Source organism: Veillonella parvula, assembly GCF_902810435.1.
Taxonomy (GTDB): domain Bacteria; phylum Bacillota; class Negativicutes; order Veillonellales; family Veillonellaceae; genus Veillonella.
Genome location: NZ_LR778174.1, coordinates 668,225 through 694,436, shown reverse-complemented (window position 1 = coordinate 694,436; position 26,212 = coordinate 668,225). Strand labels below are relative to the sequence as shown.

Genomic DNA, 26,212 nt, shown 5'->3' with positions numbered 1-26,212 from the left:
TCCTAGCCACCAATAATACAGGTTAAACCTTTTGATTCTACAATTTTTTTGTACCTTTCCATTTCTTCTTCTGGAATTTTGGGTGTTTTTTCTAATTCATATTCTCGTCCTAAGAGTTCATACTTTCCTTGACCATAATTATGATATGGCAACAAATGTACTTCATGCACGTTTGGCATACTCTCTTTTACAAACTCCGCAATACCTCGTATATCATCTTCACTTGCATTAAACCCAGGTATAGTAGGAACACGCACTGTTGTATTCGCTATCGATTGTATAACCTTTGCCGATTCTCTTATTTTTGCATTATCAACACCAGTAAACTTTTTATGTTGTTCTGGATTGACGCTTTTTATATCCAATAGAACTAAATCAATATACGGCATAATTTCTTCTACAATCTTTGTATCATAGTATCCTTCTGTTTCTATTGCCGTATGCCAACCTTGTGCTTTACAAGCTTTAAAGATTTCTTTAGCAAATAAAGGTTGTGTTAAAGCCTCTCCACCAGATAAGGTGATACCACCATTAGAACGAAAATATTGTGTCGCATCTTTACGAAGCTCTTTCACTACTTCCTCTACAGTCATCAACTTACCTTTCATAGAAAGTGCACTTGTAGGACAGACTATCGTACACTCTGCACAATTATCACAGAGCGTACGATCGACCCAATAAGGATTGCTATCAGCAATAGCCTGTTTTGGACATACCGCTTGACATGCCTTACATCCAATACAAAGTTGTTTTCGATACAATACCTCAGGATAATATTGTTGCGATTCTGGGTTAGAACACCATTTACACCGCAATGGACAGCCTTTTAGAAAAACGATTGTCCTAATTCCCGGCCCATCATGAATGGAAAAGCGTTGAATATCAAATACAGTGCCTTGTACACTATAATCTACTGATTCCATACAAACTTATCCTTTAATATATGCACCTACATATTATGTTCTGTACGATTAATGATGTCATCTTGTACTTCTTTTGCCAATGTAACGAAGTGAGCACTATAACCTGCTACACGAACAATCAAATCTTGGTTATCTTCAGGATGTTCCTGTGCATTAATTAATGTTTGTTTATCAACTACGTTAAATTGAACATGACTACCTTTTTTATCAAAGAAACTCTTAATAATGGATACGAAGTTTTTCAAGCCTTGTTCGCCACTAACGGCTGCAGGAGTGAATTTTTGATTATATAATGTACCATTCGATGCTTGTGCATGGTCTAATTTTGCAACAGAGTTAGATGCCGCTGTTGGGCCATTAACATCATTACCTTGTCGAGGTGATACACCATCTGCCAATGGTTCTGTTGCTAAGCGACCATCTGGTAAGGCTGCTACGTCTTTACCAAATAAAACGTTTGCAGATACTGGGTAAATACCAGCTTGGAATTGACCGCCACGAGGGTTCATATACTTATCAACTTCATTACAGTAGATTTTGCCGCAACGATATGCAAGTTCATCAACTTCTTCAATATCATTACCAAAGGAATCTGTGTTCTTTAAGATATTGTGAATTGTCGCATATTTACTTGGATCAGATTGAGATTTACAGCCACAGCTTGTGCCTGCCCCTTGTTTTAAATGAGATTCTAATGTAGCAATATCAATGGATCCTGTAGAAGATAAGATTTTCTTGACAGCTTCATAAATTTGAGCTTCATCTAAAGTAGCTTCAGAAATAGATGGAGTACAAATAGGTGCTGCTGCATCACTATACCCAAAGTTAGCTTCCAAAGCACCACGTAAATCTTTTAATGTAATACGTTTATCTTCAAATACATTCTTTTGAATAGCATATAAAGAGTCACCAGCATCAGCAATCCCAAATGCTTGAGGTCCTGTAAAGTTATAGATTGCACCGCCTTCTTGGCAAGATTTACCGCGTTTGATACAATCATCAACCATAGCTGACATAAATGGTAAAGGAGCACGTTCCATATGTGCATAGTCAACTGCATTATCAGCTTTAGCTAAATGGCGAACAAAGTATTCCATTTGTTTTTGATAAGCTGCAAGAATTTTTTCCATGCTATCTAACTCTTCTAGCTCACCAGTTTTTGGTCCCAATTGTTTTCCTTTACAACGACCATTATTAAGTGTAATTTCAAGAACTTTAGCAATATTGAAGAATGCAGCATCATGCCAACCTTCTGTACGATGGCCCGCTTGCGGTTCTACGCAGCCGATAATGCAGTAATCTCGCGCATCCTTTAAGGCTACACCACGAGATACTAATGCTAGAATAATAACTTCGTCATTATAGAATGCTGGTACACCATATCCTAAACGGGAAACTTCACATGCTCGATATAAAAATTCCATTGGAGAATTTTGATGTACACGAACTGAAAACGATGGTGCAGGCAAACGTACATGTGCTACGGCTTCCATACACATGTAGGATACTTCATTTGTAGCATCCTTACCTTCTTCATCTTGACCACCTACGCAAAGGTTTTGGAATACTGCGTAGCCAGCAAATGCTTGTGCGGAAACTTCATCACGTGTTTTATTAATATCATTTAACTTAACCCAAATACAATCTACCAGTTCTTGTGCTTTAACACGGTCAATTGAATCGTCTTTCAAGTATGGATACATATATTGGTCAAAACGGCCTGGTGAAATTGAATGACCATTTGATTCAATTTGTACCATAATTTGAATAAACCAAAAAGATTGACATGCTTCCCAGAAATTACGAGCACCAAATTCGGGAACGCGATCACAATTGGCTGCGATTTGTTCTAATTCTGCTTTACGAGTTGGGCAAGAAGTTTTTAAAGCTAATTCACGAGCTTTTTCTGCATAACGGTGTGCAAACCGGATAGCTGCATTATAAGAAATAATAACGGCATTATAGAATTGTTTTTTCTTAATACTACTTGGATCATCTTCATCCAACGCATTTAAAGCTGTTATTGTTTCTTCCAATATACCACGGAAACCTTTTTTCAAGATTTTACCATAATCTACATTTACGTGACCTACGCCTCCGTAGAAATAGTTGCCAACTGTAAATACTCCATTAGAAATACAAGCTTTTGTATCTGGTTCCATATAGGAATCAGCTAAAGCACTCGTTGTCTTTCCATCCCAGTATAAAAATGCATCATGTAATTCATGTTGCACCTTTTCAGAAATTTCAAATGGGTCAGCCATACGGTTATGCATAGTATGGAATTCTTTTTCTACCCAATCATAAGAGAATTCTGGGCATATCTCAGTAGATCTTGGATTAACTGTAATGGACCCAACTACTAATTCATTATCTCGAATTGTAATTGGTAACTCATTAAAGATTTTCTCAACTGCCTTTGCACGACGAATAATAGTAGGTTGACCTTCCGTTTCCTTATAGGATTGTGTAATTAAAACGGCACGTTCTGATTCTACCTGTGGTACTGCATCAATAATTACTTGTCTTAATTTCTCAATTCGTTCTGTGGGTTTACTAAATCCTCGTTCTAGCATTTTCTAACCTCCTAACAACGTAAAATACTCCATCATGCTATTCATCTGTTTTCTGTGTCACCTCATGCAAATTCAGAATACCTAGCATACTTCTTAAGAAAATCCTATCATAATATTCGTGCATACTCATAAGACTTTCTTGTCATCTTTGTTGTAAATTTCAAACCTCTTTTTTCCTAGAATACTATTTTCCATGTAACACATATAATGTATATAAATAAATATTACAGAGTGGTAATATACAAACCTATTTTAGGTAATAATCGAACCTTCAAGCTTTTCTCTATTGTTCTATTTATTTTTTCTATTTATACTGAAAATGATTATAGGTAGGAGGTGATTACCATGGCATCGCAAACAGATCTTTGTCTTTGGGAAACAAATCGTATTGCTATAGGATATTCACTGTTAGATCAGTTATTAAAAGATTATCCTATTTCTTTGGTCAAACAGTATCGTATTTGCCCTGGTAAAGCATTTTTCTTACTCGGTGCAGATACGGATATAGTAAAACAAATCGAATGTACATTAAAACACAAGGATTGTATTCAATATCGGGTTGTCACCGGCATTCATCCTGATGTACTTTCAGTATTTCAACACAAAAAAATAATTCCCAAGGTAACTCACTTGGGAATTTATGAATGTACTACATCTGTATCCGCTTTTCATTTAGCAAATTATTTAGCTTGGCATCATCAAGTAGATTTATTACATATACAAATCGGTATCGGACTATGTGGTAAAAGTATTATTTCCATTGCAGCATCCTATACTGATTTAAAAACAATTGAAAGCCAATTGCCTCAATTATATCCAAAAGATATTGTGAGTCACGCAACAATTTCAGATCCATCCCCAGAATTGCTTTCACTCTTATAGGAGGTTCTATGGAGTCTATACAATTCTTATTACAACAAGCTCATGCTTTATGGCGACAAGGTAATGAACAAGGTATGATTGAATATCTAGAAAAAGCAATTCACTTGTGTCGTCAAGAAAAGAATGACAAAAAACTTATTGAAATTTTAAATGAATATGGTGGCTCTTTACGTAATGTTGGCCGATATGACGAAGCGATTACTGCTATTGAGGAATCACTTAAGATTCTCCAAAAAAATAAGTCCTATTCCCAGCAAACATATGCCACAATTTTAATAAATCTTGGTAATACATATAGAGAAAAAAAATTATATTACGAAGCAGAATCATATCTATTAAAAGCAAAAGAAATATTTCAATCTCTAGAGGATACATCTTACGCATATATTGGATTACTAAACAACTTAGCACTTCTATACCAAAACACTAATAATTATGACATTGCTCATAAACTACAATTAGAAGCGGTAGAACTGCTAGAAACTACAGAATACCAAGTACCTCTTGCTATTAGTTATAATAATTTATATGAAATTAGCAAACATATCAAAGACTATAACGGACTATCTCCAGAGATATATTTAGATAAAGCAGCTTATATACTACAGCGAGAAGTAGGTACGAGTCATCCTATGTATGCAGCAGTATTGAATAATCGTGCAGACTATGAAATAAATCAACACCACTACGACAAAGCACTTCAGTTATATCGTGAAGCTTTACCGATTGTAAAACACAACTATGGTATAGATAGTCAAGCCTATCAATCGGTACAACAAAATTTAGACTATGTAAAGGATTTAATTGAAACATTACAGCAGAAATCCAAACCAACTCGTAAAACTGGGCTCCAATTAGGTCGCGAATTAGCCCATTATGTGGCACAAGATTTAGAGTTAAACATGCCAGATATCTGTCCATTTCTCTGCTTAGCATTAGTGGGAACAGGATCGGAATGTCTTGGCTACGATGATATGCTTTCAGAAGATCATGATTTTACAAAACGGTGCCAACTCTTTTTACCAGATGATATATATAAATCAAGCAAAGACAATCTATTATCTTATTTTACAAACTACGCCCACGGACAAATACAAATAGAAAGTATTTCACACTTTTATAAGCGCTACACACTATATCCAGAAGGCCCACAAAGTCCAAGTGAATATCGTCGTGTACCACAAGACCTATTGTGTACAGCAACTAATGGAGAAGTATTTGTAGATAATTTAGGTACGTTTACAACTATACGTCAACGATTGCTCTCTTATTATCCTGAGGATATTAGGATTAGAAAAATCGCTTATGAACTCAATCAACTTGCTCAATCAGGACAATACAATTTACTACGTATGATAGAACGTAATGATACGGTAGCAGCTCATCTTGCTCGAACTAAATTCACCCAACACTATATGTTGATAGTTCATCTATTAAATAAGTCATATGCTCCATTTTATAAATGGCTCTATCGACATACCTGTGCTCTACCTATACTTGGAAATACTGTAAAATATGGAATACCAGACCTTTTAGATTCTCCTCTAACCGATACAAAACGACATATTGATCTTTTATGTAATGCACTTATTCAAGAACTTCAACGTCAATCATTAAGTACTAGTCCTATCGACTTTTTAACGTATCAAGCTAAAGAAGTTATGCAACAAATTCAAGATGATGACCTTAAATTAGAGGACTCGTGGGTCAAATAGGAGATATATTATGAAAGATGATTTAATCATATCTATAATCCAAAAAGAATGGCCACTATTTACGAAGACACAAAATGTAGGACAACGTTCTGCATGCCAAGATCAAATGGCTAACTTCATCATATCTCGCCATGCTTATTGGTCTATGTACTCCTCTCCAGTCTTGCAATCCTACTTGCATGACTTAGAAGTAGCTCATATGAAAGGTCAAAATCTCATCACCTTTAAGTATGGATATATGATGGCCTATACACATCCTGATGAATTCTTGAATATACAAGATAAACTACCTCCCATTTCAACAGTAAAACATTCATTAGTTACTGCGATTATGACATTGTATATGAAATGGGAATTAGATATACAACGGGAAATTCCAGGATTCGATACAAAGCATAGGCCAATAGAAGCAATCAATAATAGCCAAACCCACACCTCTGTAGAAACTTATATGACAGGAGAGCTCCAGTCCTATTCAGAGGTCACATTGGAAAACATTTTAGCACACTTTTTACAATGTTCTAAAAATGGAATCAACCCCGTAAAAGAATATCTCAATGCCTTGCACTCGTAAATGACATTACATAGCTTCCATTCCATTTTCCTCTCATAAATATGAAGAAAACAGGCTAGGTCTTAGAAATACTAAGATTGAGCCTGTTTTCTTTTTTAATTCAAGTAGATTAAATTTTTAATTCAACAAGTTATTCCTACAAAATAACATTCCTTATTATATTATTCATTGATATTAATAGAATATCCATATTCCTAAACAGCTCGTAATAAGTGCTACGATTACAGGAACCGAGGTTCGTCTAAGTAAATCTACCGATTTAATATGAGCCACGCCTGCTACACCGACCATTACAGGACTAATAGGACTTAAGAATAAACCTAAGCTTGCACCATTTTGCATTCCCAACATAGTTGTAATTGGATCTAGGCTAAGATTAGATACAATATTAGGTACTAGTGGAACTAACGTAAATAATGGTGCTACGTTACTACCTGTAACCATACTAAGTCCCAGCATCCCCCCTCCAAGAACAGAGGTAAGTCCAATAGAGTTTAAGGATAGTGTTTGAAGTGCACTAACTAACGAATCAATAAGGCCTAGGCTAACCAAACCTTGTGCAAAGATTTGCCCCCCTATAATAAGAGTCACTGCATAAGAGAACTGATTCCCCATACCTTCAAAGAAAACTGTGGTGCTCTTAAGTACAGTTCTCAGATTTCGATGACGAATTAATTCTGTCATTAGAGCAATGCCAAAGGCAAGCATCATGGCAAGAGTAACATTCATCTTTACACCAGAAAAACCATACTGGCTAAAGCCTAAGATAAAACACAATGGTAATAATGGGAATATCATATATAGCTTGGGACCAATAGGCGCTTTAGGAATGCTTTCAAGATCATTTACATCCATAGGGCCATCAATTCGATCTCGATATCTCTGCCACCAGAAGTGCGCTATGGCAGTCACAATAGCAACTAAGAAATAAATCCTCAACTGATAGCCTACAAAATAGTTTGGCACAGGAATATTTAATACCTTTGCAATCAATAAAGTAGACACCGCCCCAGGTCCTACATCCATAAGGTGTCCCGTAGCAATAACTGCAGCCGCCCCTACAGGACTTACACCTAATCGAACTAAAACAGGATACATTGTGACCATCATGAGGAGAGCAAGACTCAAAGGATTGGGAACACAAATAGCTAATCCCATATTGAGTAAAAACATAAGGGCTAACACAATATATGGTCGATTAAGGCGATATAAAGGGCGGATAAAAGTATCTGCGAGTCGCGTTCCTGCCCCAATATATTCCATATATTTTGCATAGCCTGCACAAGTCATAATCATAAGGCCCAAATTAACTATATTATTAGATGTCGTTATCCTTACGATATCCATGGCATCAAATATAAGAACCCCTGTAGATTGACCATCAACTAATATGGCATCAATCCATTTTCCCTCATAAGCGATGAACATCATGAGGATTCCCATGCCAATCAAAATAGGCTGTGGTTGATAGCGCTTCATCAATAATATGCCTGTTATAGCAATAATAATGAGACATATAACTATATTCATAAGAACCTCTTACATAGAATTTTAGTTATGTTCTTTTAACCACTGAATTGCATATTCAGTATACACCGCAGATGCTGCAGATAATACGGTATCATCCATATTAAATCTATTATTATGATGATCGTATGTAGCTTCTACTTCAGGGTTTTGAATACCAATAAAGGCAAAGCATCCTGATTTATCTTGTAAATACCATGCAAAATCTTCTCCAGGCATTACTTTACGCATCTTAGAAAGCTTGTCCTCACCTAATGTATCAATAACGACACGTTCTGCAAGTTCACTGGATTCAGGATCATTAATAGTAGGAGGCACTTTTTTTATATATTCTAATGTAGCAGTCGCTCCATAGGCTTCTGCAGTGTGTTCCACAATGCGGCGAATAGTATCGACAATGTATTGTTCTTGGTTTGGATCAAAGAAACGAACCGTACCGCCCATGGAAGCTTCCCCAGGAATGACATTCCATTCTGAGCCAGAGTGAATATTGCCAATCGTAACAACGACGGAATCAAGGGCACTCACATTACGAGAAACCACAGTTTGCAAATTCATAACGATGGCACTAGCCACCACGATAGCATCGACCGCTTGGTGTGGCTGCGCACCATGACCTTGTTTGCCTTTTACGTTAATAGTAATTTGGCTACTTGCAGCCATACGAGGACCTTCCTCAACAGACACAAGACCCGCTGGCAAATCGATCCACACATGCCCTCCAAAGATAGCATCTACCTTATCATACCAATCGCCAAACTTAATGAAATCCGGAGCCCCTGCTCCAGTTTCTTCCGCAGGTTGAAATGCTAAATATACATCGCCTTCGATGCGGTCTTTCATAGACATTAGCATCTTTGCCGCACCTAGTAAAATAGCCATATGTCCATCATGACCGCAGGCATGCATTTTACCCTCTACTTCAGATTTATAATCTACTGCATTATGTTCATGAACAGGCAATGCATCGATGTCAGCACGTAACGCAATGGCTTTGCCAGGCTTAGAACCATGAATAATGCCGATTAATCCGATACCACGGTCTGTATCTACATGAACCTCTACGCCCATAGACTCTAGCTCTTTAGCCAAGGTCTTCGTCGTTTCAAACTCTTCATTACTAAGCTCTGGATGTTTATGGAAATATCTACGCCAATTTTGAACATAACCTTTATATTGTTCTATTAAATCGCGACTATGCATCATATCGCCTCCTCTAATATCCTCTAATTTCAGTATATCAATCGTATATCAATATGCATTGTTAATATATATTGATTAAACAGTTTACGAATTTATAAATACAAAATCTACTGTACCAAGAAAAACCCTTTGTTTAGGGGAATAACAGGGTAAATGTAAAAGAAAACGACAGGCAACGCCATGTCGTTTTCTCAGTTTCTTATCGGTTGCGCAATACTGCTTGTACCGCTAAGGATACAACAGCTGTTGCAACTGTCACAGCAGCGGTGATTTTCGCCGTTGTGATAATTTCTTCTTTTGTAGGTTTTGCTTTAGCTGCAATGTCCAACGTTTTTGCTACCGCTGGAACCAATACTTCATTACGTAAGGATTCTGTATTCATATTTACTCCTCCAATATAGACTGTTTCTTTTAGGGTAACACGAATACGGAGTAAAGTCTATATAATCATCGGTTTATTTCCATAGTTCAATGTTACATAACTATAGTAAACAATATTTATGAAAGTTAAACAAAATCTTACTGTGCCGCTAATTCTTCAATCACATCGGCTAAAATAGCAATAGCTTTTTCCAATTGTTCTTGCGGAATATTAAGAGATGGTAAAAGACGCACCTTATTTTTAGCAGATAAACATACTACGCCTTTTTCAAGACATTTAGCTATAACGGCTTTAGCATCAACCGTAGTTTCAATGCCAAGCATGAGGCCCATACCGCTAACACCAAGAACGCCAGGTTTACCAGTTAAGGTAGCCTTTACGTATTCCCCTTTTGCTTTTACAGAGTCAAGGAGTTCAGGAGTTAACCGGCTAATAATGGTATTACCTGCAGCCGCGCAGATTGGATTACCTCCAAAAGTAGTGGCATGAGCACCAGCATTTAATACATATTGCATTTTTTCATTGAATAAGGTTGCACCCATTGGTAGCCCCCCGGCCAAACCTTTTGCAGTAGATACAACATCTGGTTCGATACCAAATTGTTGGTATGCATATAAGCTGCCAGTCCGACCATTACCAGTTTGTACCTCATCGATGATTACCAATTGATCGTGTTCATGAGCATATTTTGTTACGCTTTGGACAAACTCCTTATCTAATGGCATAACACCACCTTCACCTTGAATAGGTTCCATCATGATGGCACAAACAGCTGGATTAGCAAGGGCTTTCAAAGCCGCATCAATATCATTGGCTGGGGTATGAATAAAGCCTTCCGTAAATGGGAAGAAATGTTGATGGAATACATCTTGTCCTGTCGCAGACAAGGTGGTAATAGTACGACCGTGGAAACTATTGACTAAGGTAACAATTATATGACGCCCTTCGCCATATTTGTCATGGCTGTATTTACGCGCTGCCTTAATCGCACATTCGTTAGATTCTGCACCAGAGTTAGAGAAAAACACTTTTTTCATCCCCGTTTTCGCGCAGAGTTGTTTCGCTAGTTCAATTTGTGGCAAAGAATAGTATAAATTAGAAATATGATTCAACGCATGAGACTGCTTAGTAACAGCCTCAGTCCACTCATCATCGTCAACACCAAAGGCGGTTACGCCAATACCAGAGCCGAGGTCGATGTACTCTTTACCATCTACGTCCCACAAGAGAGAACCTTTTCCTTTTTCAAAGCATACGTTAAACCGACCATACGTATTGGCTATATATTCTTTATCTTGTTGTTCAAAATCGATTGCATTACTCATTATATCCTCCAAATGTACGGTCATGCCGTCGTCTATCTATGTAAAAGATACCCAATAGATGATTACCAGTATTATGTTTACTATATTAAGCAACAAACATGGTGCCAAGGCCTTCATCGGTTAATAACTCGATAAGAATGGCATGTGGAATTTCACCATTGATGATAAATACCTTTTGTGCCCCTGCTTCTATGGCCTCTAAGCAGCAATCTACCTTTGGAATCATACCGCCTGCAATGACACCATCCGCTTTTAACTGAACTGCCTCAGCCATCGTAATTTTAGAAATTAAAGAATCTGGATCATGCACATCTCGCAATACACCATCAATATTGGTCATAGCTACCATGGTTTCCGCCTTGAGGGCACCTGCAATTTTCGCAGCTACCGTATCCGCATTAATATTGTAGGTCTTGCCATCGGCTCCCATGCCGATAGAAGAAATAACCGGAATATAGCCACGGCTAATTACGTCATGGATAATGCTGGTATCAATGGTATCAATATAACCTACGTAACCAAGTTCTTCGTTTTGTTTATGAACTTGAATCATGTTGCCATCTACGCCACAAAGGCCAACAGCTTTGCCACCAAGATCCGTTAAATCCGCCACGAGCCCTTTATTCACTTTGCCGGCTAGCACCATTTGTACAACATCCATCGTTGCTTCATCGGTAACACGTAATCCATTAGCAAAATGTGATTCAATTTGCATCGCCTCTAAGGTGCTATTAATAGCTGGACCACCACCATGAACGAGGACTACTTTTACCCCCACTAATTGAAGTAATAGTAAATCCTTCATGACAGATTTCTTTAACTCTTCATCCACCATGGCATTGCCGCCGTATTTAACGACAACGTACTGATCTGTGTATTGTTTTATATATGGAACGGCCGCCGTTAAGATATGCGCCCGCATTGCATTTGTTACATTCTTCATAGATTCCTCTCTAACCTAATACTAAACCAGTATCCTCTGGTAACCCCAATGCAATATTCATACATTGAACGGCGGCACCCGATGCACCTTTACCTAAATTATCGAAAATGGCGTGAACCATAATGCGTTCATCGTTACCAGTGACATAGATTTTCATGCTATCCGTATTGCTCAATTGATTAGCGTTTAACATACCGCTATTGCTATTTTCAGTAAATGGTGCAACCGTAACGATTGTACTATCTTTGTAAAAGTATTCTAACGTTTGTTGTACCTTATCAATACAAACAGGTTTATGACATAAACGACTATGAATACCTACTGTAACCTCCATCCCAGAATAGTAATCATCAACGATTGGCATAAAAATTGGTGCTTCACTAAGGCCGCATACATGTTGTACTTCGGGTAAATGTTTATGTTCTTGACCAAGCCCATATTGACGTGGAGCATAAAGGAAATAGTCCTTAGGACTACTTTCATATTGACCAATCATCTTCTTACCACCACCGCTATAGCCTGTTAAGGATGTAATAGTGAAAGGATAATCCGCTGGCACGAGCCCTGCCTTTACAAGAGGCGCTATACAAGCAATCATACCACTCGCATGACAGCCAGGATTTGCAATATGTTTTTTAGTAGCAATAGCTAGCTTATAATTAGTACCAAGTTCTGGGAAACCATAGGTCCAATTAGAATCAGTTCTAAAAGCGGTAGATGTATCGATTACCTTGCACGGCAAGTCACCGATAACCGCCATAATATCTTTAGATGCCGCATCAGGTAAACAAAGAAATACGATGTCTGCCTTTTTTGCGACCACTTTAATGGCCTCTACATTTTTGCGATCCTCATCAGCAGTCGCTAAGAGTTCTATATCTTTTCGATCGGATAATCGTTCATGAATTCTAAGACCCGTTGTGCCTTCATGACCAACAATAAATACTCTGTGGGGTGTCATAATAAACCTCAATTCTCACCTATTGGTGACTCACACCTATTTATACATCCCTTGAACCAGTATAAATAGAAAACCAACTATACCATACATCACCTTCTAGGGAGATGAACTTACTTCAATGGATAGTCACTAAATGTGGCAACCATAACCGCCTTAATAGTATGAAGACGATTTTCTGCTTCTTGGAACGCTAAAGAGTTTGGCCCTTCGAATACCTCTTCGGTCACCTCAATGCCATTCATGCCAAACCGTTCATAAATATCTTTACCTACTTGTGTTTCTGTGTTGTGGAACGCAGGTAAACAATGGCAGAACTTAGTATTTGGATTGCCAGTTAATGCCATCATTTCTGCATTTACTTGGAATGGTTTAAAGGTATTGATACGTTCCTCCCACATATCATATGTATCGCCCATCGTTACCCACACACCAGTGTAAATAACATCTAAGCCTTTAACCCCTTCAGCTACATCATCTGTACAAGTAATAGTAGCACCTGTTTCTTTAGCCACCTTTAAGCACTCTTCGTAGAATGGACCAGCTGGCCAGTATTGTTTAGGGCCAATAAGTCTGAAATCCATCCCCATTTTAACGGCACCACTCATCAAAGCATTGCACATATTAGATTGACCATGACCTACATAGGCAAAAGAAATTTCATTCAACGGTTTGTCGATATTTTCTTGAAGTGTTAAGAAATTGGCTAATGTTTGTGTAGGATGATCCATATCGGTAAGTCCATTCCAAACTGGTACACCAGAGTATTCTGCCAATGTATCTACATCCTCTTGGTCAAAGCCTCTAAACTCAATGGCATCATACATGGAGCCAAGAACACGAGCCGTATCCTTTAAGGATTCTTTCTTATTCATTTGAGAACCTGTAGGACCAAGATATGTTGTAAAAGCCCCTTGATCAGCAGCCCCGACTTCAAAGGCACAACGTGTCCGTGTGGAATCCTTTTCAAAAATTAATGCAAAGTTTTTACCCACCAATGTTTTGATTTCTTTACCTGCTTTTTTATCAGCTTTTAATTTTTTTGCTAACTCCAAGAAGTATTTAATTTCCTCTGGTGTATATTGAAGCATTGTTTTAAATGATGTATGTTGTAAACTTTTCATGATAACCTCTTATTTCAAACTATGTGTTTAACTACTTTTCTTGTAAATATTCGGCGGCAATAGCTGCCATCATTGTGATACCTGGTTCAAGGATACTTTCATCGATGGTGAAAGCTGCATTATGCAAAGCCGGATTGCCTTCAAAGCCAGTGCCTAACCAAAGGAACGCACCTTTGATTTTATGAAGATAGGCGGAGAAGTCTTCTGCTGCCATGGATGGGAACTCAGGATGTACCACTGCGTCTTTACCAAGATATTTCTCTACAATAGATGTGGCATAATCGATGGCCTCTGGATTATTGATAGTAGCACCATGACCACGTTTATAATCCAAAGTGCTTTCCGTTTTAAACATCACATCGAGGGCCTGTAAGCTTTCACCTAATCGTCGCTCAATATAATCACGTTTTTCTGGTTCATAGGTCCGACAAGTACCTTCAAGATACACATCACCACATCCTACGTTATATCGGTCCCCACCATTAATAACTCCGATAGTACACACGAGATTTTCCATAGGATTCGTTTCGCGAGCTACCATCGACTCTACATTTACAATCCAGTTTGCAGCAGCTACGATAGCATCTACACCGTTATGTGGCTCAGCAGCATGGGTTGATTTTCCTTTAATATGCACAACGAAATGATCGGAAGCAGCCATAAGATTGCCTTTTTTAAGACCTACCGTACCTACTGGCAATTGAGGCACCACATGAAGGCCATATATCTCATCCACATCGTCGAGGATACCGCTATCAACAATGCCTTGAGCCCCTGGGAATAAAGCCTCTTCTTCAGAAGGTTGGAATACCAGTTTCACAGTCCCATGTAATTGATCTTTAATGGATTGTAGAATCGCCGCTGCACCAAGTAAAATTGCCATGTGGCTATCATGACCACAGGCATGCATAACGCCTTCATTTTGTGAAGCAAAGGACAAGCCTGTTATTTCATGTATGGGTAACGCATCCATATCGGCACGCAATGCAATAACAGGGCCTGTATGAGCACCTTCTATCTTACCGATAACAGCATAATCAGAAACATCGTTTACAAAGGGAATTCCTAGTTCACCAAGCACCTTTTGAATAAATAAAGAGGTATTTTTTTCTTCACCAGATAACTCTGGATGACTATGAATATGTCGGCGCCATTCCACAACTTGTTCTTTATATTGGGAGGCATATTTCTTAATTAAATCTTGTAATGTGTTCATTACTCTATCTCCTTTATACACTGTATGTATATTTTATACATATTTTGTGTATTTTTATAATCTATACACGTATTATAATACTACCTACCATAATAAGCAAGTATTTATACAAACATTCTGTATTTTTATTTGTTATATTATTAATCAATTTTACTCATGGATTCTTGCTACCTTTAATTAGAGAAAAATAAGAAAAGACACCTCCCAAAGAAGGTGTCTTTTCTTATTTTTCAATGACTGATTCGTCGAGCTGAGTACCATCAGGTAAAAATGATTTTACAATCAGCTTATTTGGTGTTACGGTCATAGACATATAATTATTCGTTTCAGGCTGAGGTGCTACATATACATCTAAGGGATGTTGCTTCCACTTAGGACGTCGTGCATCACCAGCTATACCTGTAAGGATATATAGTGGACCAGATGGGTCTCGATCAAAGTTTCGTACATGGCCACGGTTGCGGTATGTATGTAAATGAGCAGATAAAACTAAGTCTACATTAAACTCATCGAAGATAGGCATAAATAATACGCCCTCATCATCGAAACCTACATCGCGACTTGCACCTGGTCGGTCAAAGGCATATCGGAATGGATCACGATGCATGAGGACTACAGTCCACTTTTTAGTATTAGCTGCTAAATCTTGACGTAGCCACTGAACCTCTACATCGTACAAATCAGGATGATGAGTATCATGATTATCCTCATGATTACTTTCATACAACATCGTATCTAATACAACGTAATGCACATCGCCAAAATCATAGGAATAATAACGGCGATTAAATATTTCATTCCCATTAGGCGGTACTGCGAAGTAATTCAAATATGCATAAGGCTCGCGCATTTTCCAATCTAATGTATACATCTCATGATTGCCTAAGGTCGTTGCTAACGGCACATTAGCACTCAATGGTCTGATGGAATTCAACCAAGTGCGCCATTGATATGCCTGCTCCCCATTATCTACGAGATCGCCCATGCTAATATACAAGGCCGTCCTTGGATTGCGATGTGCGGAATCCTTAACAATCTGCTCCCACGCAGAATAATCGCCAGATTGAGAATCTGGATAGATAAGAACATCATACACACTGGCGCCAGCCGTTTCCAGGGAGTACCAATCACTACGGCGATCACTACCATAACCAACTCGATATTCGTATTTAGTATTAGGCGCCAAACCAGTTAATGTTCCCTCATGGATATAGGTAGTACTACCATCATCGGTAAAAGCTTTATCTGTAGCTCTTATCGTTTGAGTCGTATCGGCTCCAACAAGACGATACTCTATTACCGCATCAGCTTCGCTGTTATCTGATTGCCACATAATAGTACGACTCGTGCTGTTATCTTGAGCTACAATTTGTCGAATGTATCGACTTTCAGAATCGAGGAGCGGCTTTATCTCTTGGCCACTTACAACAGCCGCTGTTCTAGCTATACGACTCTGTATGGCATCTTTATATACATAGCCTCCAGTAACTAATACAGCCAAAACCACAATAGCTACAGTTGTTTTTAATAGTTTACTTTTATTCATATAGGTCCTTTATGTAGATATCTATTAAGTACTAATATGAACACATTATAAAACTTAAACTTAACTTTAAGCCAAATAAGATTTTTCTATACTTATTCAACATCTACGTTTCTATATCTAGCAGAAATACATCCCAACATATTTAATTGCGGTATGTTCCATTCATTAGGTAAATAGATATCACAGGTAAGCTCATCCCCTAAGGAGTTATTGGCTATAAATTGATAGCGACCTAGTTCCTCATTGCTACCTACTCTTTCAATCTGATTTAAAGTAGTGCCACCCCAAAACCGACTAAATTCTGCCCATATAGTTTCCGCATCAACTTGAGATAACTCAACCTGTAGTCTATATGCTATCCCAACTTTGCAGCGTTTCTTTCGTCCACTTTCATCAGCACTACAGACCTTAATGAAACCTTTATCAAATAACCATTCTTGATCATCCAACGATTGAACTCGGTTGGAAATGAGTTTTTTAAAATTTGAAAGATCCGTAAGAAACTGTTTACACGCTCCCTCAAATGTATCTAATCTATCTATATTGCTCAATTCACAATACCTCTATTAAAGAATTTACCTATTATTTTTCGTAATATTGTTTCATTTGCGTATAGCCATTAACGATGACTTCAATTTCTCCCGTTCTAGGATGGAAGATAAGTCCATGAATTGGCACGTCTTTAGGAATTAAAGGATTCATACGCAATTCGTCCACTGTTTCTTCCACATTTTCTGCAGGATGGGTAAAACCATCAGCCCAACGTTCCATTTCTTTTCGCACCATGTGAATCGCTTCTGGAGAAATGCCACGAGCTAACATTTTTTCTGTTAAATCTTTTGCTGTAGTTTTAGCCATGCCACATTCGTGATGACCAATAATAAAGATTTCGTTAACACCTAACTCATAAATACATACGAGCAAGCTCCGTACAATACCATCAAAAGGGCCTGTAATACAATTGCCTGCCGTTTTAACAATCTTTGCCTCACCTCGCCCAATATCCATAGAATCCTCTAAAAAGTTTACGAGGCGCGTATCCATGCATGTAACAATAGCCATTTCACGGCTAGGCATTTTACTACACTTTGTATCTGTATCTACATAACCTGTATTTTGATCTTCTACATATTCTCTATTGTGGGCTAAAATATCATCTAATAAACTCATGATACCTCCTATAGTTAAAGGTCTCGGCATACAACCAAGCTCTCTATATCAATAATGGTCGATATACATATTATATCATATTAAGTTGTACACGCTTTAAGCCACAAAAAATAGGTCTATTCAAATACATGTATTATATATTTGAATAGACCTAAAACGCTTATAAAGTACATTTAGAGTACACACCTTATTTGTCAGGTGTGGATAAGGCTTCAATGGCAACGCTACCACCGCGCACGACTTCAATACGGTTCACGAACATATCTTTAAATAAGGCAATCATATCATTATTTTTAGATACAGTTTTTACACATTGAACAAGTACAGATTTACGATTATAATCCACAACTAACAAATCAAAGGTTTTGGCAATGCGAAAAATTTCTTGTTTGTCCGCTTCTTTACAGCTATTGACCTTGATAAATAGTAATTCTTTTTTCGTAATTCGCATGTCAGTAAAGTCGATAACTTTAATAACCTCCACACTGCGATTTAGTTGCTTAATAATTTGTTCGTACGTCAAATCATCACAAGTAAGATCAATCGTCATACGAGACATGGTAGGGTCTTCAGTTTCCCCTACCGTCAATGTATCAAGATTATAATTTTTGCCTGCGAAGAGGCCTGAAATCTTAGCTAGTACACCGATTTGGTTTTCTACATACGCTGAAATACAGCGTTTTTTCATTTGTACTTCCATAGCCCCTCCTATTTTTTATCCTTCAACAACATATCACTTAAAGACTTACCTGCTGGTACCATTGGCAACACATTGAGCTCCGTTGGAATGATGAACTCGAGTAGGGTTGGACCATTTTTGAAAGTATCTGCCAATTGGAACCCTTTTTCGATGTCCTCTACCTTAGTAATACGCATTGCCTTTGCGCCATAAGCTTCCGCCAATTTCACAAAATCCGGTACATACTCAAACTCATCATTGTCGATTATGTCTCGCGTAACAATGGCACTTTCATCCATCATCAAGTTCGTACAAGCGTAACGTTTATCGTAAAATAATTGCTGCCATTGGCGTACATTTCCGAGGAAGCCATTATTTAAAATAATTAACGTCACAGGCAAACGGTAGTGCATAGCAGTGGCAAACTCTTGGATATTCATTTGCACGCCACCATCACCACAGATGGCAAATACACGCTTATCTGGATTTCCCATTTGCGCCCCTAATGCAGCAGGGAAACCATAGCCCATAGTCCCTAAGCCACCAGACGTCAACATTTGATATTGACCTTTCACATCAAGGAACTGGGTAGTCCACAATTGATTTTGACCCACATCGGTTGTAACGATAGGATGTTCATAATGATGATTGATGTACTCGATAACAGTTTGAGGTGTTAACCCCTCTTCGTCAGCTTGAGTGACAGGACGATCTGCCTTAAGTTGCTGTAATTGTTTTGGCCATTCGCCAAGGTCGTGAGGTTCAATATATTCTAAGATTTTTTCAATAGCCAATTTAGCATCTGCTACGATTGGAATATCAACCTTAATATTTTTAGAAATAGATGCCGCATCTACATCAATATGGATAATCTTACAATTTTGTGCAAAGGTACTTAGTTTACCGGTAATACGATCATTAAAGCGCGTACCAATAGAAATCATCACGTCACAGTCAGTTATAGCCACATTAGGGGCATAGCCACCGTGAATCCCTACATTACCAAGATACAATGGATGACGGCTATCAATAGCACCTTTTCCCATCAAGGTTGTTACAACAGGAATCCCTGTTTTTTCAACCAACTCCATCATAAGGTCGTTGGCCCCACTAATACTTACCCCACCGCCTAATAGGAATAGAGGCCTTTTAGCTTTACTAATAATAGAACAGGCCTTTTTAACTTGACCTACGTGAACAGTGGTATTTGGTTTGTAACCGCGAATATTAATCTCTGTTGGATATTCATCTGACCCCATAGCCTTCTGAATATTCTTAGGAATATCTACTACAACAGGGCCTGGACGACCTGTGCGAGCAATGTAAAAGGCCTCTTTCAAAATACGACCTAAATCTTTACGGTCGCGAACAGTAACGGCATATTTACAAATATTGCGGACGATACCAACAGTATCTACCTCTTGAAAAGCATCATTGCCCATGAGGCCTAAATCAACTTGTCCAGTAATACAAACGAGGGGCACACTATCTGCATACGCTGTGGCAATACCAGTCACAAGATTTGTAGCACCTGGACCGGAGGTTACCATACACACCCCTACTTTACCAGTACTCCGAGCATAGCCATCTGCAGCATGAGCTAAGGCTTGTTCATGACGAGGCAAAATCACTTTTACCTTATCTTGCTTATATAATTCATCCATGATATCGATGGTTGCGGCCCCAGGATAGTTAAATAAAAACTCTACCTGCTCCTCTTGAAGGGCTTTTACCAAATACTGTGCGCCTGAAATCATAGGTATCTCCTTATTTATATAATGCATGCATATCGAATTCTCAATATTCACATCAGATATATCTAAAAATTGAATATCTTATCTAGATATGTTATACTCAGTAGTGTACCATATGTTGTGGTACATGAATATGTATAAAATCTCAAATTATAGAAATATATGTAGATTCTATTTTGAAAGGACTGAATATCATGAAAGAAATCTTAGGTTTCCATTTAAACGGTTGCCCTTATTGCGCCAATGCATTCCGTGCTATCGATGAACTCGTTGCAGAAAATCCTGCATACGCAGATATTCACATCAACTGGGTTGAAGATCAAGATGCTCATGAGCTCTTCAAAACTCACCCATATGAATACTATCCAAACTTGTGGTTCGACCTCGACAAACAATACGAGGCGCAACCTGGTGAAAGCTATGACCAAACAAAATCTTTAATCAAAGCTGTATTGGACAAAGCACTCGCGTAAAAGGCTATATTTACAAATAAAAATGCACCCCTAACATATAATCTAATGTTAGGGGTGCATTTTAGTATACTGTAAGATTATAGCTTTTTTTGTACCATAAACTTGCTGACTGCCTTATACACTATTAAAATCAGTGCAATTTCTAAAGGGAAACAAATGATATTTTTAATAAGACGTCCAATAAATATAGCAGATACTGCTTTGTTATAAAATATTGTAAGCCACATTGTATTCAATATCAGATGTATGCATACAGTAACAATCGTTTCCGGTAAAAGTAATTGTTTAAATGTAACATTACGACCGTGTAAAAAATATCCATACACATAGCCTACAAGAAATTCAGATACGATAAAGCCGGGAAAGAATACCCCTTGCCCAAATAGGGACATACCTATAAAACAGGCAATAGCAGCCATTATACCTGCTGCCATAGGCCCATAAAGAATGCCAAATATAGCGGTTGATAAGAATCCAAAGGTAATATGTATAAATGTAGTATGAATAGCAAATATATAAGATAGTAAGACCGTCAAGGCTACAAATATTCCTGTCTTTACAATCATATCAGTTTTCATAAGATGTACGGTTCCTTTTTCTATCCTTCCACTCTAAATACATATGACGAACAACTTGAATGGGTGATACAAATAACATTCTAGGTCCACCATAGCGCATGATTTCACGTATTTTCTCACGATACGTAGGAGCATAGCAATGCGTTTTACATACGCTACAGAAGGTTTTGCTTTCCATATGAGGACATACATCTATACGATGTTCTGCATATTGCCAAACTTTCTGACACTCCTCACAAAGTTGCCCTTTAGGAGTGTGGTGCTTATTATGACAATAGATGCCAATAATTTGGTACATAGTTTTTAGTTCTAACTTACGTTTTTCATCAACTGTCATGGTTCTCTCCTATTTCACAGACCATGAAACCCATGCCACCTTATCAACAGTCTTATTATGAATTTCTCCATCAATAGCTAGTGGTTCAATGAGATTTCTAATCTCTTCTTTCATGTCTTCCATGTCTCCCCATCCATTATTATGAAGTCGCATGGTAAAATAATTAACTGCCTTTTCAAGAGACATAACCTCTGTTTCAGGAACTGTTTTATAAGTTACTTTCACATTATGCCCCATCTCATAGATTGCATCTAAACACTCTTTCATCTTGCCATCCCATGGGAAAGAATCACGACCAAAGAAATGTTCAGATAGCATATCTACCATTTCGTCACTGCGTTCGCTGAAAGCAATCCACAAGCATTTATCCTTACTTGCATCATGCATAGCGCGAATATTTTCTACATCAACCATAATTGGGCAGAAGATACTATATGCCAGGTCAAAGCTTTTATCCCAACCGAGTTCTCGACGAGTTTCATCAGACCAAGGTCCAATATATAAGCTAAGATCTAAACCTTCTGCCTCTGCCAATTGTTTAGCACCACGAATCATACCATCAGATAAATCAATACCAGTCGCTTTATAGCCTTCACGAGCTAAGCCCAATGCATAATCACAAACACCACAGCCTACATCAAGTGTACGACCATTCGCTGCAGGTAATAAATTTTCATCCTTTAAGAAGGCTAAAAAATCAGTGACCTGAGCCTTGCGATCCTCGCGATTGTGCATTTCTACAAAGTACTCGGAACGATGGTTCCATGCGTCTTGCTCATCACGCCAAACTTCGTTGACGGTAAGCTCTTGTATTTTATTTGTCATATTATCCCCTCTAAATAGCCCCATACCTAAATGGATGGGCTATTGATACATATATAAGTAATATTCACTTAGTTAAATTCACTACGTAATTTAACGCTCCCCTATATGTCCTAGTGTTCCGGCTAGGATGTTCAGATTTTCATATAGCTATCCTTATTGTACATCATTCTCAAAACAAAATGTGTTACCCAAATCACATTTATTATGTTATTTCGATATTATTAAATATAAAACTCTATATCGAAATCTTATCAGCACCTCAGCTCATGTATTTATCTATCTCTAACTAATTCATGCATATATCGCCATGTATTTCTCTCCCATTAATACATACAAAAAAGGCCTCTCGAAATTTCGAGAAGCCTTTTATTTGGTGCGCCTAGCAGGATTCGAACCTGCGCACCCGGTTCCGGAGACCGGCGCTCTATCCCCTGAGCTATAGGCACATGAATACCTAAAAATTATACCATATTACGCTATGGTTCGATAGTATAAAGTATATGAGGCAGATAGGCTTATAGAAAAGCCCTCAATGTAGATTAAAATTTCAGCTACCATTGAGGACCCATCAGTATATATCTTCCGCTTAAAATTTCTCTTTAAGCACTGCTAGTAGAGCATCACAGCTACGACTGACATCATCATAGGTTTCGTCAAAGTTTCCCGTATACCAAGGATCCTTTACATCACGGCTTTCACCAATGAACGACATTGCCTTGTAAACCTTAAAATCTACGTCATCCCCAATAATACGCTTTAAATTACGCGCATTATTTTCATCCATAATGATGAGATAATCAAAGTTGTAATAATCTTCCATCGTCACTTGTCGTGCCTTGCGACGAGTATAGGGAATACCCATTTCATCTAATTTATCTTTAGTCCCATAATGAGTGTCGTTCCCTATCTCCTCACGAGATGTAGCTGCAGACTCAATATAAATAGAATCACTTAGTCCAGCCTGCTCAACGATATGCTTCATATAAAATTCTGCCATCGTAGAACGGCAAATATTGCCATGACAGATGAATAAAATATTAACCATTATAACTCCTAATGAATAGAAACTTAATCATAAAAAACTCCTTATATACTAATGGTCCTTACAGCATACGCTATAAGGACCATTAATGCAATATTCAATTAAAAATTATGCCGTATCCCAGCGTCAATGCGCCATGTATTTTCTACAGTAGCACCAAAGTTTTTAGTGAATGTACCATATAGATATGTACTAGGACGGACACTCCAAGACCCACCAATTTCAGCATCGAGCCATGTATCCTTCAAATCTACTGTTGTTTGTACTGTTGGATTGCCTGGTGCGGAATATGTTGTATTTACCTTACCAGAGAATTCATGCGCTAATGCTAATTTAGCGAAGATATTGGATTTTTCTGTTTCTTTCCCAATGCCAATACCAAGTCTGCCTACAGCAGAGTTCACAGCATCAGCTTTCACATGCATAGAACCACCACCGACAACAGAAGCATCATAGGATACACCATTCAAACGGCCTACAATAAATTCTACACTAGGATCGATGTAGAAGCCATTTTCCTTCTTAATACGTTTACCATATTCAGCGCTTAAGGATGTGCCATATGTATGGTAATCACCGTTCACACGTTGTCCACCTACGGAGTAGAGCTTATAATCATTGGATAATCTATTACCACGTGCAATGATATCTAAATAACGACCATCATCATGTTGTTTTGTGCCATACAAGGCGATGCCGCCAAGTTTGCCATCACCACTACCGTTGGCATATGAATTACTAGATGTACTGTAATCAATAGCGCCGCCAAAAATCCAACCATTAGAAGCCTTATGATCGTAGCCGACTTGTACCCCATTATACGTCATATGTGCATCAGCACCGTCTGTGATTTTAGATTTACCGCCTATATATTTTGCCCATACACCTTGGTTTGTATTAGCTAAACGAAGATCTCCTAAACGGCGTTGTAAATCATTGGTATTACTCTTCCATGCCATAGCAGTCGATGTAAGAGCAGATTTTGAATCACTCACTAAGGATGATTCATTAGCACGATTAATCTTTGTTGTATCATTTACAACAAGACGCCCCTGCGAGTCAAAATGATCTGCACCTAGTTCTGCAACAGCACCTGGACGAGTAATCCCTTCATTGATTTGAACTGTTGTGCTCAGTTTTTTATCATTGCCAGTATATTGTAATTTATCAGCTAAGGCTTGTATTTCCTTTCGGTAGCTATCATCATTAGTCAAATTAGCTCCATCGCCTTGCAAGGTAATATGGCTATTATCTGCAGCATGTTCAACAACAATATTCCCCTTTCCTTTTTCACTAGCTGGAACACCGGCCTTATAAACAGCATTCACATAGCCGCTATAATTTTGAATTGTAATAGGCCGTGCATCGATAGGATGAAGGATACCGGCTGCCGCTGGATTTGATCCACCTACGAGATTACGAACCTTACTGCCCTTGTATAGATATGCTGCATTATCCCCAGATGGACGTTCTCTTTTAGGGGTAGGCCGCTCCATACCAATCCATTCATTATTCCAAGTCCCTCCATTTTGTAAGTAAATATCAGCACCAGAATTATGAGGGTTCTTATTGCTTTCAGCATATTCATTTAATACAGCGCCCGTAAGTTTAGAATTAGGTGTTGTAAAAGCTAATGCTATATTCGTTGGCATTTCGTTATGATTTGGATCACGTCCATAATCCTTATTAATTAACCCTACATTCCCAACAGCGACCAATTCTTTAGACCCCGGATGTTTACCATCAGAGCCAGTATTAACATATACATCACCCTCTTCTGCCACCACAGAGTAAGTATCAGAAGTTTCTAAAGGATGCGTGATGATACGTCCACCACCATCAACAATAATATGACCACGTTGATTAGCTTGTAAACCGACACCGATAGCATCGATATCTACATTGCCTTTGACGTGAATATTAGTATCTCCATAATCTCTATCAGGATTGTCCTTGCTGAGTCTTGGCACTTTACCACCGTAACCAGCATACACAGCGCTCATATAGTAATGACCGAGTTCCCTTTTTGAGGCTGGTGCATCATTTTTAAGGCGTACAATCAAATCTTTATCCACCGTCAATTGTGATCCAAATCCATTATAAATACCTGATACATTTTTAGTTTTACCTGTATCTGTTAAGCTTTTACCATGCACATTAACCGTCAAGGTATCTTCTATATGCTTAACTTCTGGTTGTGTTTGTACCGGTGACCCCATTGTTAAGCCAAGCAATTCCTCCGCTTTATCGCTTGTGGCATTAATTTCTGTAGCAAATGCAGAGCAGGTCATTCCAGTTAATACCAATGCAGCCATCACAGCTGATACATTTCGTTGTAATTTCATAAAAATCTCTCTTTCTTACCTCGCTTAATACGAGGCTCTCACAGAACGCATTTATACGTACACCCTAAAATTATAAAAAGACCCCCTAAATCCAACTTAGGAGGTCTTGTTTATT

General features: G+C 38.1%; 24 protein-coding genes and 1 tRNA gene. 4 read left to right on the top strand and 21 right to left on the bottom strand.

The genetic code is table 11. The features are described 5' to 3' along the window. Window positions 1-2: 2 nt before the first annotated feature. Together FNLLGLLA_RS03000 and FNLLGLLA_RS02995 are read right to left on the bottom strand one after the other, a co-directional pair. Window positions 3-923: a glycyl-radical enzyme activating protein gene (locus FNLLGLLA_RS03000; RefSeq protein WP_118091393.1), complete on the bottom strand. Its 921-nt coding sequence runs from the start codon at window positions 921-923 to the stop codon at window positions 3-5. A gap of 26 nt (window positions 924-949) precedes the next feature. Continuing rightward, window positions 950-3,499: a glycyl radical protein gene (locus tag FNLLGLLA_RS02995; RefSeq protein WP_118091394.1), complete on the bottom strand. Its 2,550-nt coding sequence runs from the start codon at window positions 3,497-3,499 to the stop codon at window positions 950-952. A 345-nt stretch (window positions 3,500-3,844) separates the two neighbouring features. Here FNLLGLLA_RS02995 and FNLLGLLA_RS02990 point away from each other — a divergent pair, with 345 nt between their 5' ends. Genes FNLLGLLA_RS02990 through FNLLGLLA_RS02980 form a run of 3 tightly spaced genes read left to right on the top strand, consistent with a single transcriptional unit; the run spans window position 3,845 to window position 6,670 of the window. Then, entirely contained in the window at window positions 3,845-4,381 is a 537-nt protein-coding gene (locus tag FNLLGLLA_RS02990; RefSeq protein ID WP_118091395.1) for a hypothetical protein, read from the top strand. Between the two features lie 8 nt (window positions 4,382-4,389). Continuing rightward, window positions 4,390-6,096, top strand: coding sequence for a DUF4037 domain-containing protein (locus FNLLGLLA_RS02985; RefSeq protein WP_118091396.1), 1,707 nt, complete (start codon window positions 4,390-4,392; stop codon window positions 6,094-6,096). Window positions 6,097-6,106: 10 nt separating this feature from the next. After that, the gene (locus tag FNLLGLLA_RS02980) at window positions 6,107-6,670 is read left to right on the top strand and encodes a DUF4125 family protein (protein WP_118091397.1); all 564 of its coding nucleotides are present in this window, start codon (window positions 6,107-6,109) and stop codon (window positions 6,668-6,670) included. A gap of 174 nt (window positions 6,671-6,844) precedes the next feature. Here the strand turns inward: FNLLGLLA_RS02980 and dcuC are convergent, their stop codons facing one another. The 13 genes from dcuC to ilvB form a co-directional block, all read right to left on the bottom strand. Continuing rightward, complete coding sequence (dcuC, locus tag FNLLGLLA_RS02975; RefSeq protein WP_156696996.1) at window positions 6,845-8,200, bottom strand: C4-dicarboxylate transporter DcuC; 1,356 nt, start codon at window positions 8,198-8,200, stop codon at window positions 6,845-6,847. Window positions 8,201-8,221: 21 nt separating this feature from the next. After that, window positions 8,222-9,400, bottom strand: a complete 1,179-nt coding sequence (locus FNLLGLLA_RS02970; protein WP_156697032.1) for a M20 metallopeptidase family protein — start codon at window positions 9,398-9,400, stop codon at window positions 8,222-8,224. A gap of 199 nt (window positions 9,401-9,599) precedes the next feature. Next, the gene (locus FNLLGLLA_RS02965) at window positions 9,600-9,782 is read right to left on the bottom strand and encodes a hypothetical protein (protein ID WP_004696604.1); all 183 of its coding nucleotides are present in this window, start codon (window positions 9,780-9,782) and stop codon (window positions 9,600-9,602) included. A gap of 137 nt (window positions 9,783-9,919) precedes the next feature. Continuing rightward, a complete protein-coding gene (locus FNLLGLLA_RS02960; protein ID WP_156696997.1) occupies window positions 9,920-11,107 on the bottom strand; it encodes an aspartate aminotransferase family protein in 1,188 nt (395 codons plus the stop codon). 85 nt (window positions 11,108-11,192) lie between these two features. Further along, complete coding sequence (gene argB, locus FNLLGLLA_RS02955) at window positions 11,193-12,050, bottom strand: acetylglutamate kinase (RefSeq protein ID WP_156696998.1); 858 nt, start codon at window positions 12,048-12,050, stop codon at window positions 11,193-11,195. Between the two features lie 10 nt (window positions 12,051-12,060). Then, the gene (argC, locus tag FNLLGLLA_RS02950) at window positions 12,061-13,011 is read right to left on the bottom strand and encodes an N-acetyl-gamma-glutamyl-phosphate reductase (RefSeq protein ID WP_156696999.1); all 951 of its coding nucleotides are present in this window, start codon (window positions 13,009-13,011) and stop codon (window positions 12,061-12,063) included. 110 nt (window positions 13,012-13,121) lie between these two features. Continuing rightward, window positions 13,122-14,132, bottom strand: coding sequence for an ornithine carbamoyltransferase (gene argF / locus FNLLGLLA_RS02945; protein ID WP_156697000.1), 1,011 nt, complete (start codon window positions 14,130-14,132; stop codon window positions 13,122-13,124). A gap of 31 nt (window positions 14,133-14,163) precedes the next feature. Then, window positions 14,164-15,348, bottom strand: a complete 1,185-nt coding sequence (locus FNLLGLLA_RS02940; RefSeq protein WP_174892251.1) for a M20 metallopeptidase family protein — start codon at window positions 15,346-15,348, stop codon at window positions 14,164-14,166. 223 nt (window positions 15,349-15,571) lie between these two features. Beyond that, window positions 15,572-16,894, bottom strand: coding sequence for a purple acid phosphatase family protein (locus FNLLGLLA_RS02935; RefSeq protein WP_156697002.1), 1,323 nt, complete (start codon window positions 16,892-16,894; stop codon window positions 15,572-15,574). Window positions 16,895-16,986: 92 nt separating this feature from the next. Then, a complete protein-coding gene (locus FNLLGLLA_RS02930; RefSeq protein ID WP_232055005.1) occupies window positions 16,987-17,343 on the bottom strand; it encodes a hypothetical protein in 357 nt (118 codons plus the stop codon). A 133-nt stretch (window positions 17,344-17,476) separates the two neighbouring features. Beyond that, on the bottom strand, window positions 17,477-18,064 hold the full coding sequence (locus FNLLGLLA_RS02925) for a beta-class carbonic anhydrase (protein WP_156697004.1): 588 nt from the start codon (window positions 18,062-18,064) through the stop codon (window positions 17,477-17,479). A 187-nt stretch (window positions 18,065-18,251) separates the two neighbouring features. Next, window positions 18,252-18,764, bottom strand: coding sequence for an acetolactate synthase small subunit (gene ilvN, locus FNLLGLLA_RS02920; protein ID WP_119562691.1), 513 nt, complete (start codon window positions 18,762-18,764; stop codon window positions 18,252-18,254). An 8-nt stretch (window positions 18,765-18,772) separates the two neighbouring features. Further along, window positions 18,773-20,500, bottom strand: a complete 1,728-nt coding sequence (ilvB, locus tag FNLLGLLA_RS02915) for a biosynthetic-type acetolactate synthase large subunit (RefSeq protein WP_077708614.1) — start codon at window positions 20,498-20,500, stop codon at window positions 18,773-18,775. 191 nt (window positions 20,501-20,691) lie between these two features. On the opposite strand from ilvB, the gene FNLLGLLA_RS02910 reads away from it, so the two are divergent. Further along, window positions 20,692-20,970 carry a hypothetical protein gene (locus FNLLGLLA_RS02910; protein WP_008601532.1) on the top strand — a complete coding sequence of 93 codons (279 nt, stop codon included), beginning with the start codon at window positions 20,692-20,694 and terminating at the stop codon, window positions 20,968-20,970. A gap of 77 nt (window positions 20,971-21,047) precedes the next feature. On the opposite strand, the gene FNLLGLLA_RS02905 is transcribed toward FNLLGLLA_RS02910, so the two are convergent. The 6 genes from FNLLGLLA_RS02905 to FNLLGLLA_RS02880 form a co-directional block, all read right to left on the bottom strand. After that, complete coding sequence (locus tag FNLLGLLA_RS02905) at window positions 21,048-21,548, bottom strand: folate family ECF transporter S component (protein ID WP_021148408.1); 501 nt, start codon at window positions 21,546-21,548, stop codon at window positions 21,048-21,050. Beyond that, complete coding sequence (locus FNLLGLLA_RS02900; RefSeq protein ID WP_008601536.1) at window positions 21,538-21,885, bottom strand: nitrous oxide-stimulated promoter family protein; 348 nt, start codon at window positions 21,883-21,885, stop codon at window positions 21,538-21,540. The genes FNLLGLLA_RS02905 and FNLLGLLA_RS02900 overlap by 11 nt, the downstream gene beginning before the upstream one ends. A 9-nt stretch (window positions 21,886-21,894) precedes the next feature. After that, window positions 21,895-22,710: a class I SAM-dependent methyltransferase gene (locus FNLLGLLA_RS02895; protein WP_174892250.1), complete on the bottom strand. Its 816-nt coding sequence runs from the start codon at window positions 22,708-22,710 to the stop codon at window positions 21,895-21,897. A 371-nt stretch (window positions 22,711-23,081) separates the two neighbouring features. Next, window positions 23,082-23,156: transfer RNA gene (locus FNLLGLLA_RS02890), tRNA-Arg, on the bottom strand. Between the two features lie 140 nt (window positions 23,157-23,296). Further along, a complete protein-coding gene (locus tag FNLLGLLA_RS02885) occupies window positions 23,297-23,755 on the bottom strand; it encodes a low molecular weight protein-tyrosine-phosphatase (RefSeq protein WP_021148410.1) in 459 nt (152 codons plus the stop codon). 98 nt (window positions 23,756-23,853) lie between these two features. After that, entirely contained in the window at window positions 23,854-26,097 is a 2,244-nt protein-coding gene (locus FNLLGLLA_RS02880) for an autotransporter family protein (protein ID WP_077708615.1), read from the bottom strand. Between the last annotated feature and the right edge of the window lie 115 nt (window positions 26,098-26,212).

Coding starts and splice junctions, on each gene's coding strand:
- FNLLGLLA_RS02965 (WP_004696604.1), bottom strand. CDS start 9,782: ATGAATACAGAATCCTTACGTAATGAAGTATTGGTTCCAGCGGTAGCA.
- FNLLGLLA_RS02935 (WP_156697002.1), bottom strand. CDS start 16,894: ATGAATAAAAGTAAACTATTAAAAACAACTGTAGCTATTGTGGTTTTG.
- FNLLGLLA_RS02910 (WP_008601532.1), top strand. CDS start 20,692: ATGAAAGAAATCTTAGGTTTCCATTTAAACGGTTGCCCTTATTGCGCC.
- FNLLGLLA_RS02900 (WP_008601536.1), bottom strand. CDS start 21,885: ATGACAGTTGATGAAAAACGTAAGTTAGAACTAAAAACTATGTACCAA.
- FNLLGLLA_RS02925 (WP_156697004.1), bottom strand. CDS start 18,064: ATGAGTTTATTAGATGATATTTTAGCCCACAATAGAGAATATGTAGAA.
- argC (WP_156696999.1), bottom strand. CDS start 13,011: ATGACACCCCACAGAGTATTTATTGTTGGTCATGAAGGCACAACGGGT.
- FNLLGLLA_RS02980 (WP_118091397.1), top strand. CDS start 6,107: ATGAAAGATGATTTAATCATATCTATAATCCAAAAAGAATGGCCACTA.
- FNLLGLLA_RS02895 (WP_174892250.1), bottom strand. CDS start 22,710: ATGACAAATAAAATACAAGAGCTTACCGTCAACGAAGTTTGGCGTGAT.
- dcuC (WP_156696996.1), bottom strand. CDS start 8,200: ATGAATATAGTTATATGTCTCATTATTATTGCTATAACAGGCATATTA.
- FNLLGLLA_RS02985 (WP_118091396.1), top strand. CDS start 4,390: ATGGAGTCTATACAATTCTTATTACAACAAGCTCATGCTTTATGGCGA.
- FNLLGLLA_RS02990 (WP_118091395.1), top strand. CDS start 3,845: ATGGCATCGCAAACAGATCTTTGTCTTTGGGAAACAAATCGTATTGCT.
- argF (WP_156697000.1), bottom strand. CDS start 14,132: ATGAAAAGTTTACAACATACATCATTTAAAACAATGCTTCAATATACA.
- ilvN (WP_119562691.1), bottom strand. CDS start 18,764: ATGGAAGTACAAATGAAAAAACGCTGTATTTCAGCGTATGTAGAAAAC.
- FNLLGLLA_RS02995 (WP_118091394.1), bottom strand. CDS start 3,499: ATGCTAGAACGAGGATTTAGTAAACCCACAGAACGAATTGAGAAATTA.
- ilvB (WP_077708614.1), bottom strand. CDS start 20,500: ATGATTTCAGGCGCACAGTATTTGGTAAAAGCCCTTCAAGAGGAGCAG.
- FNLLGLLA_RS02885 (WP_021148410.1), bottom strand. CDS start 23,755: ATGGTTAATATTTTATTCATCTGTCATGGCAATATTTGCCGTTCTACG.
- FNLLGLLA_RS02960 (WP_156696997.1), bottom strand. CDS start 11,107: ATGAGTAATGCAATCGATTTTGAACAACAAGATAAAGAATATATAGCC.
- FNLLGLLA_RS02880 (WP_077708615.1), bottom strand. CDS start 26,097: ATGAAATTACAACGAAATGTATCAGCTGTGATGGCTGCATTGGTATTA.
- argB (WP_156696998.1), bottom strand. CDS start 12,050: ATGAAGAATGTAACAAATGCAATGCGGGCGCATATCTTAACGGCGGCC.
- FNLLGLLA_RS02970 (WP_156697032.1), bottom strand. CDS start 9,400: ATGCATAGTCGCGATTTAATAGAACAATATAAAGGTTATGTTCAAAAT.
- FNLLGLLA_RS02905 (WP_021148408.1), bottom strand. CDS start 21,548: ATGAAAACTGATATGATTGTAAAGACAGGAATATTTGTAGCCTTGACG.
- FNLLGLLA_RS02940 (WP_174892251.1), bottom strand. CDS start 15,348: ATGAACACATTACAAGATTTAATTAAGAAATATGCCTCCCAATATAAA.
- FNLLGLLA_RS03000 (WP_118091393.1), bottom strand. CDS start 923: ATGGAATCAGTAGATTATAGTGTACAAGGCACTGTATTTGATATTCAA.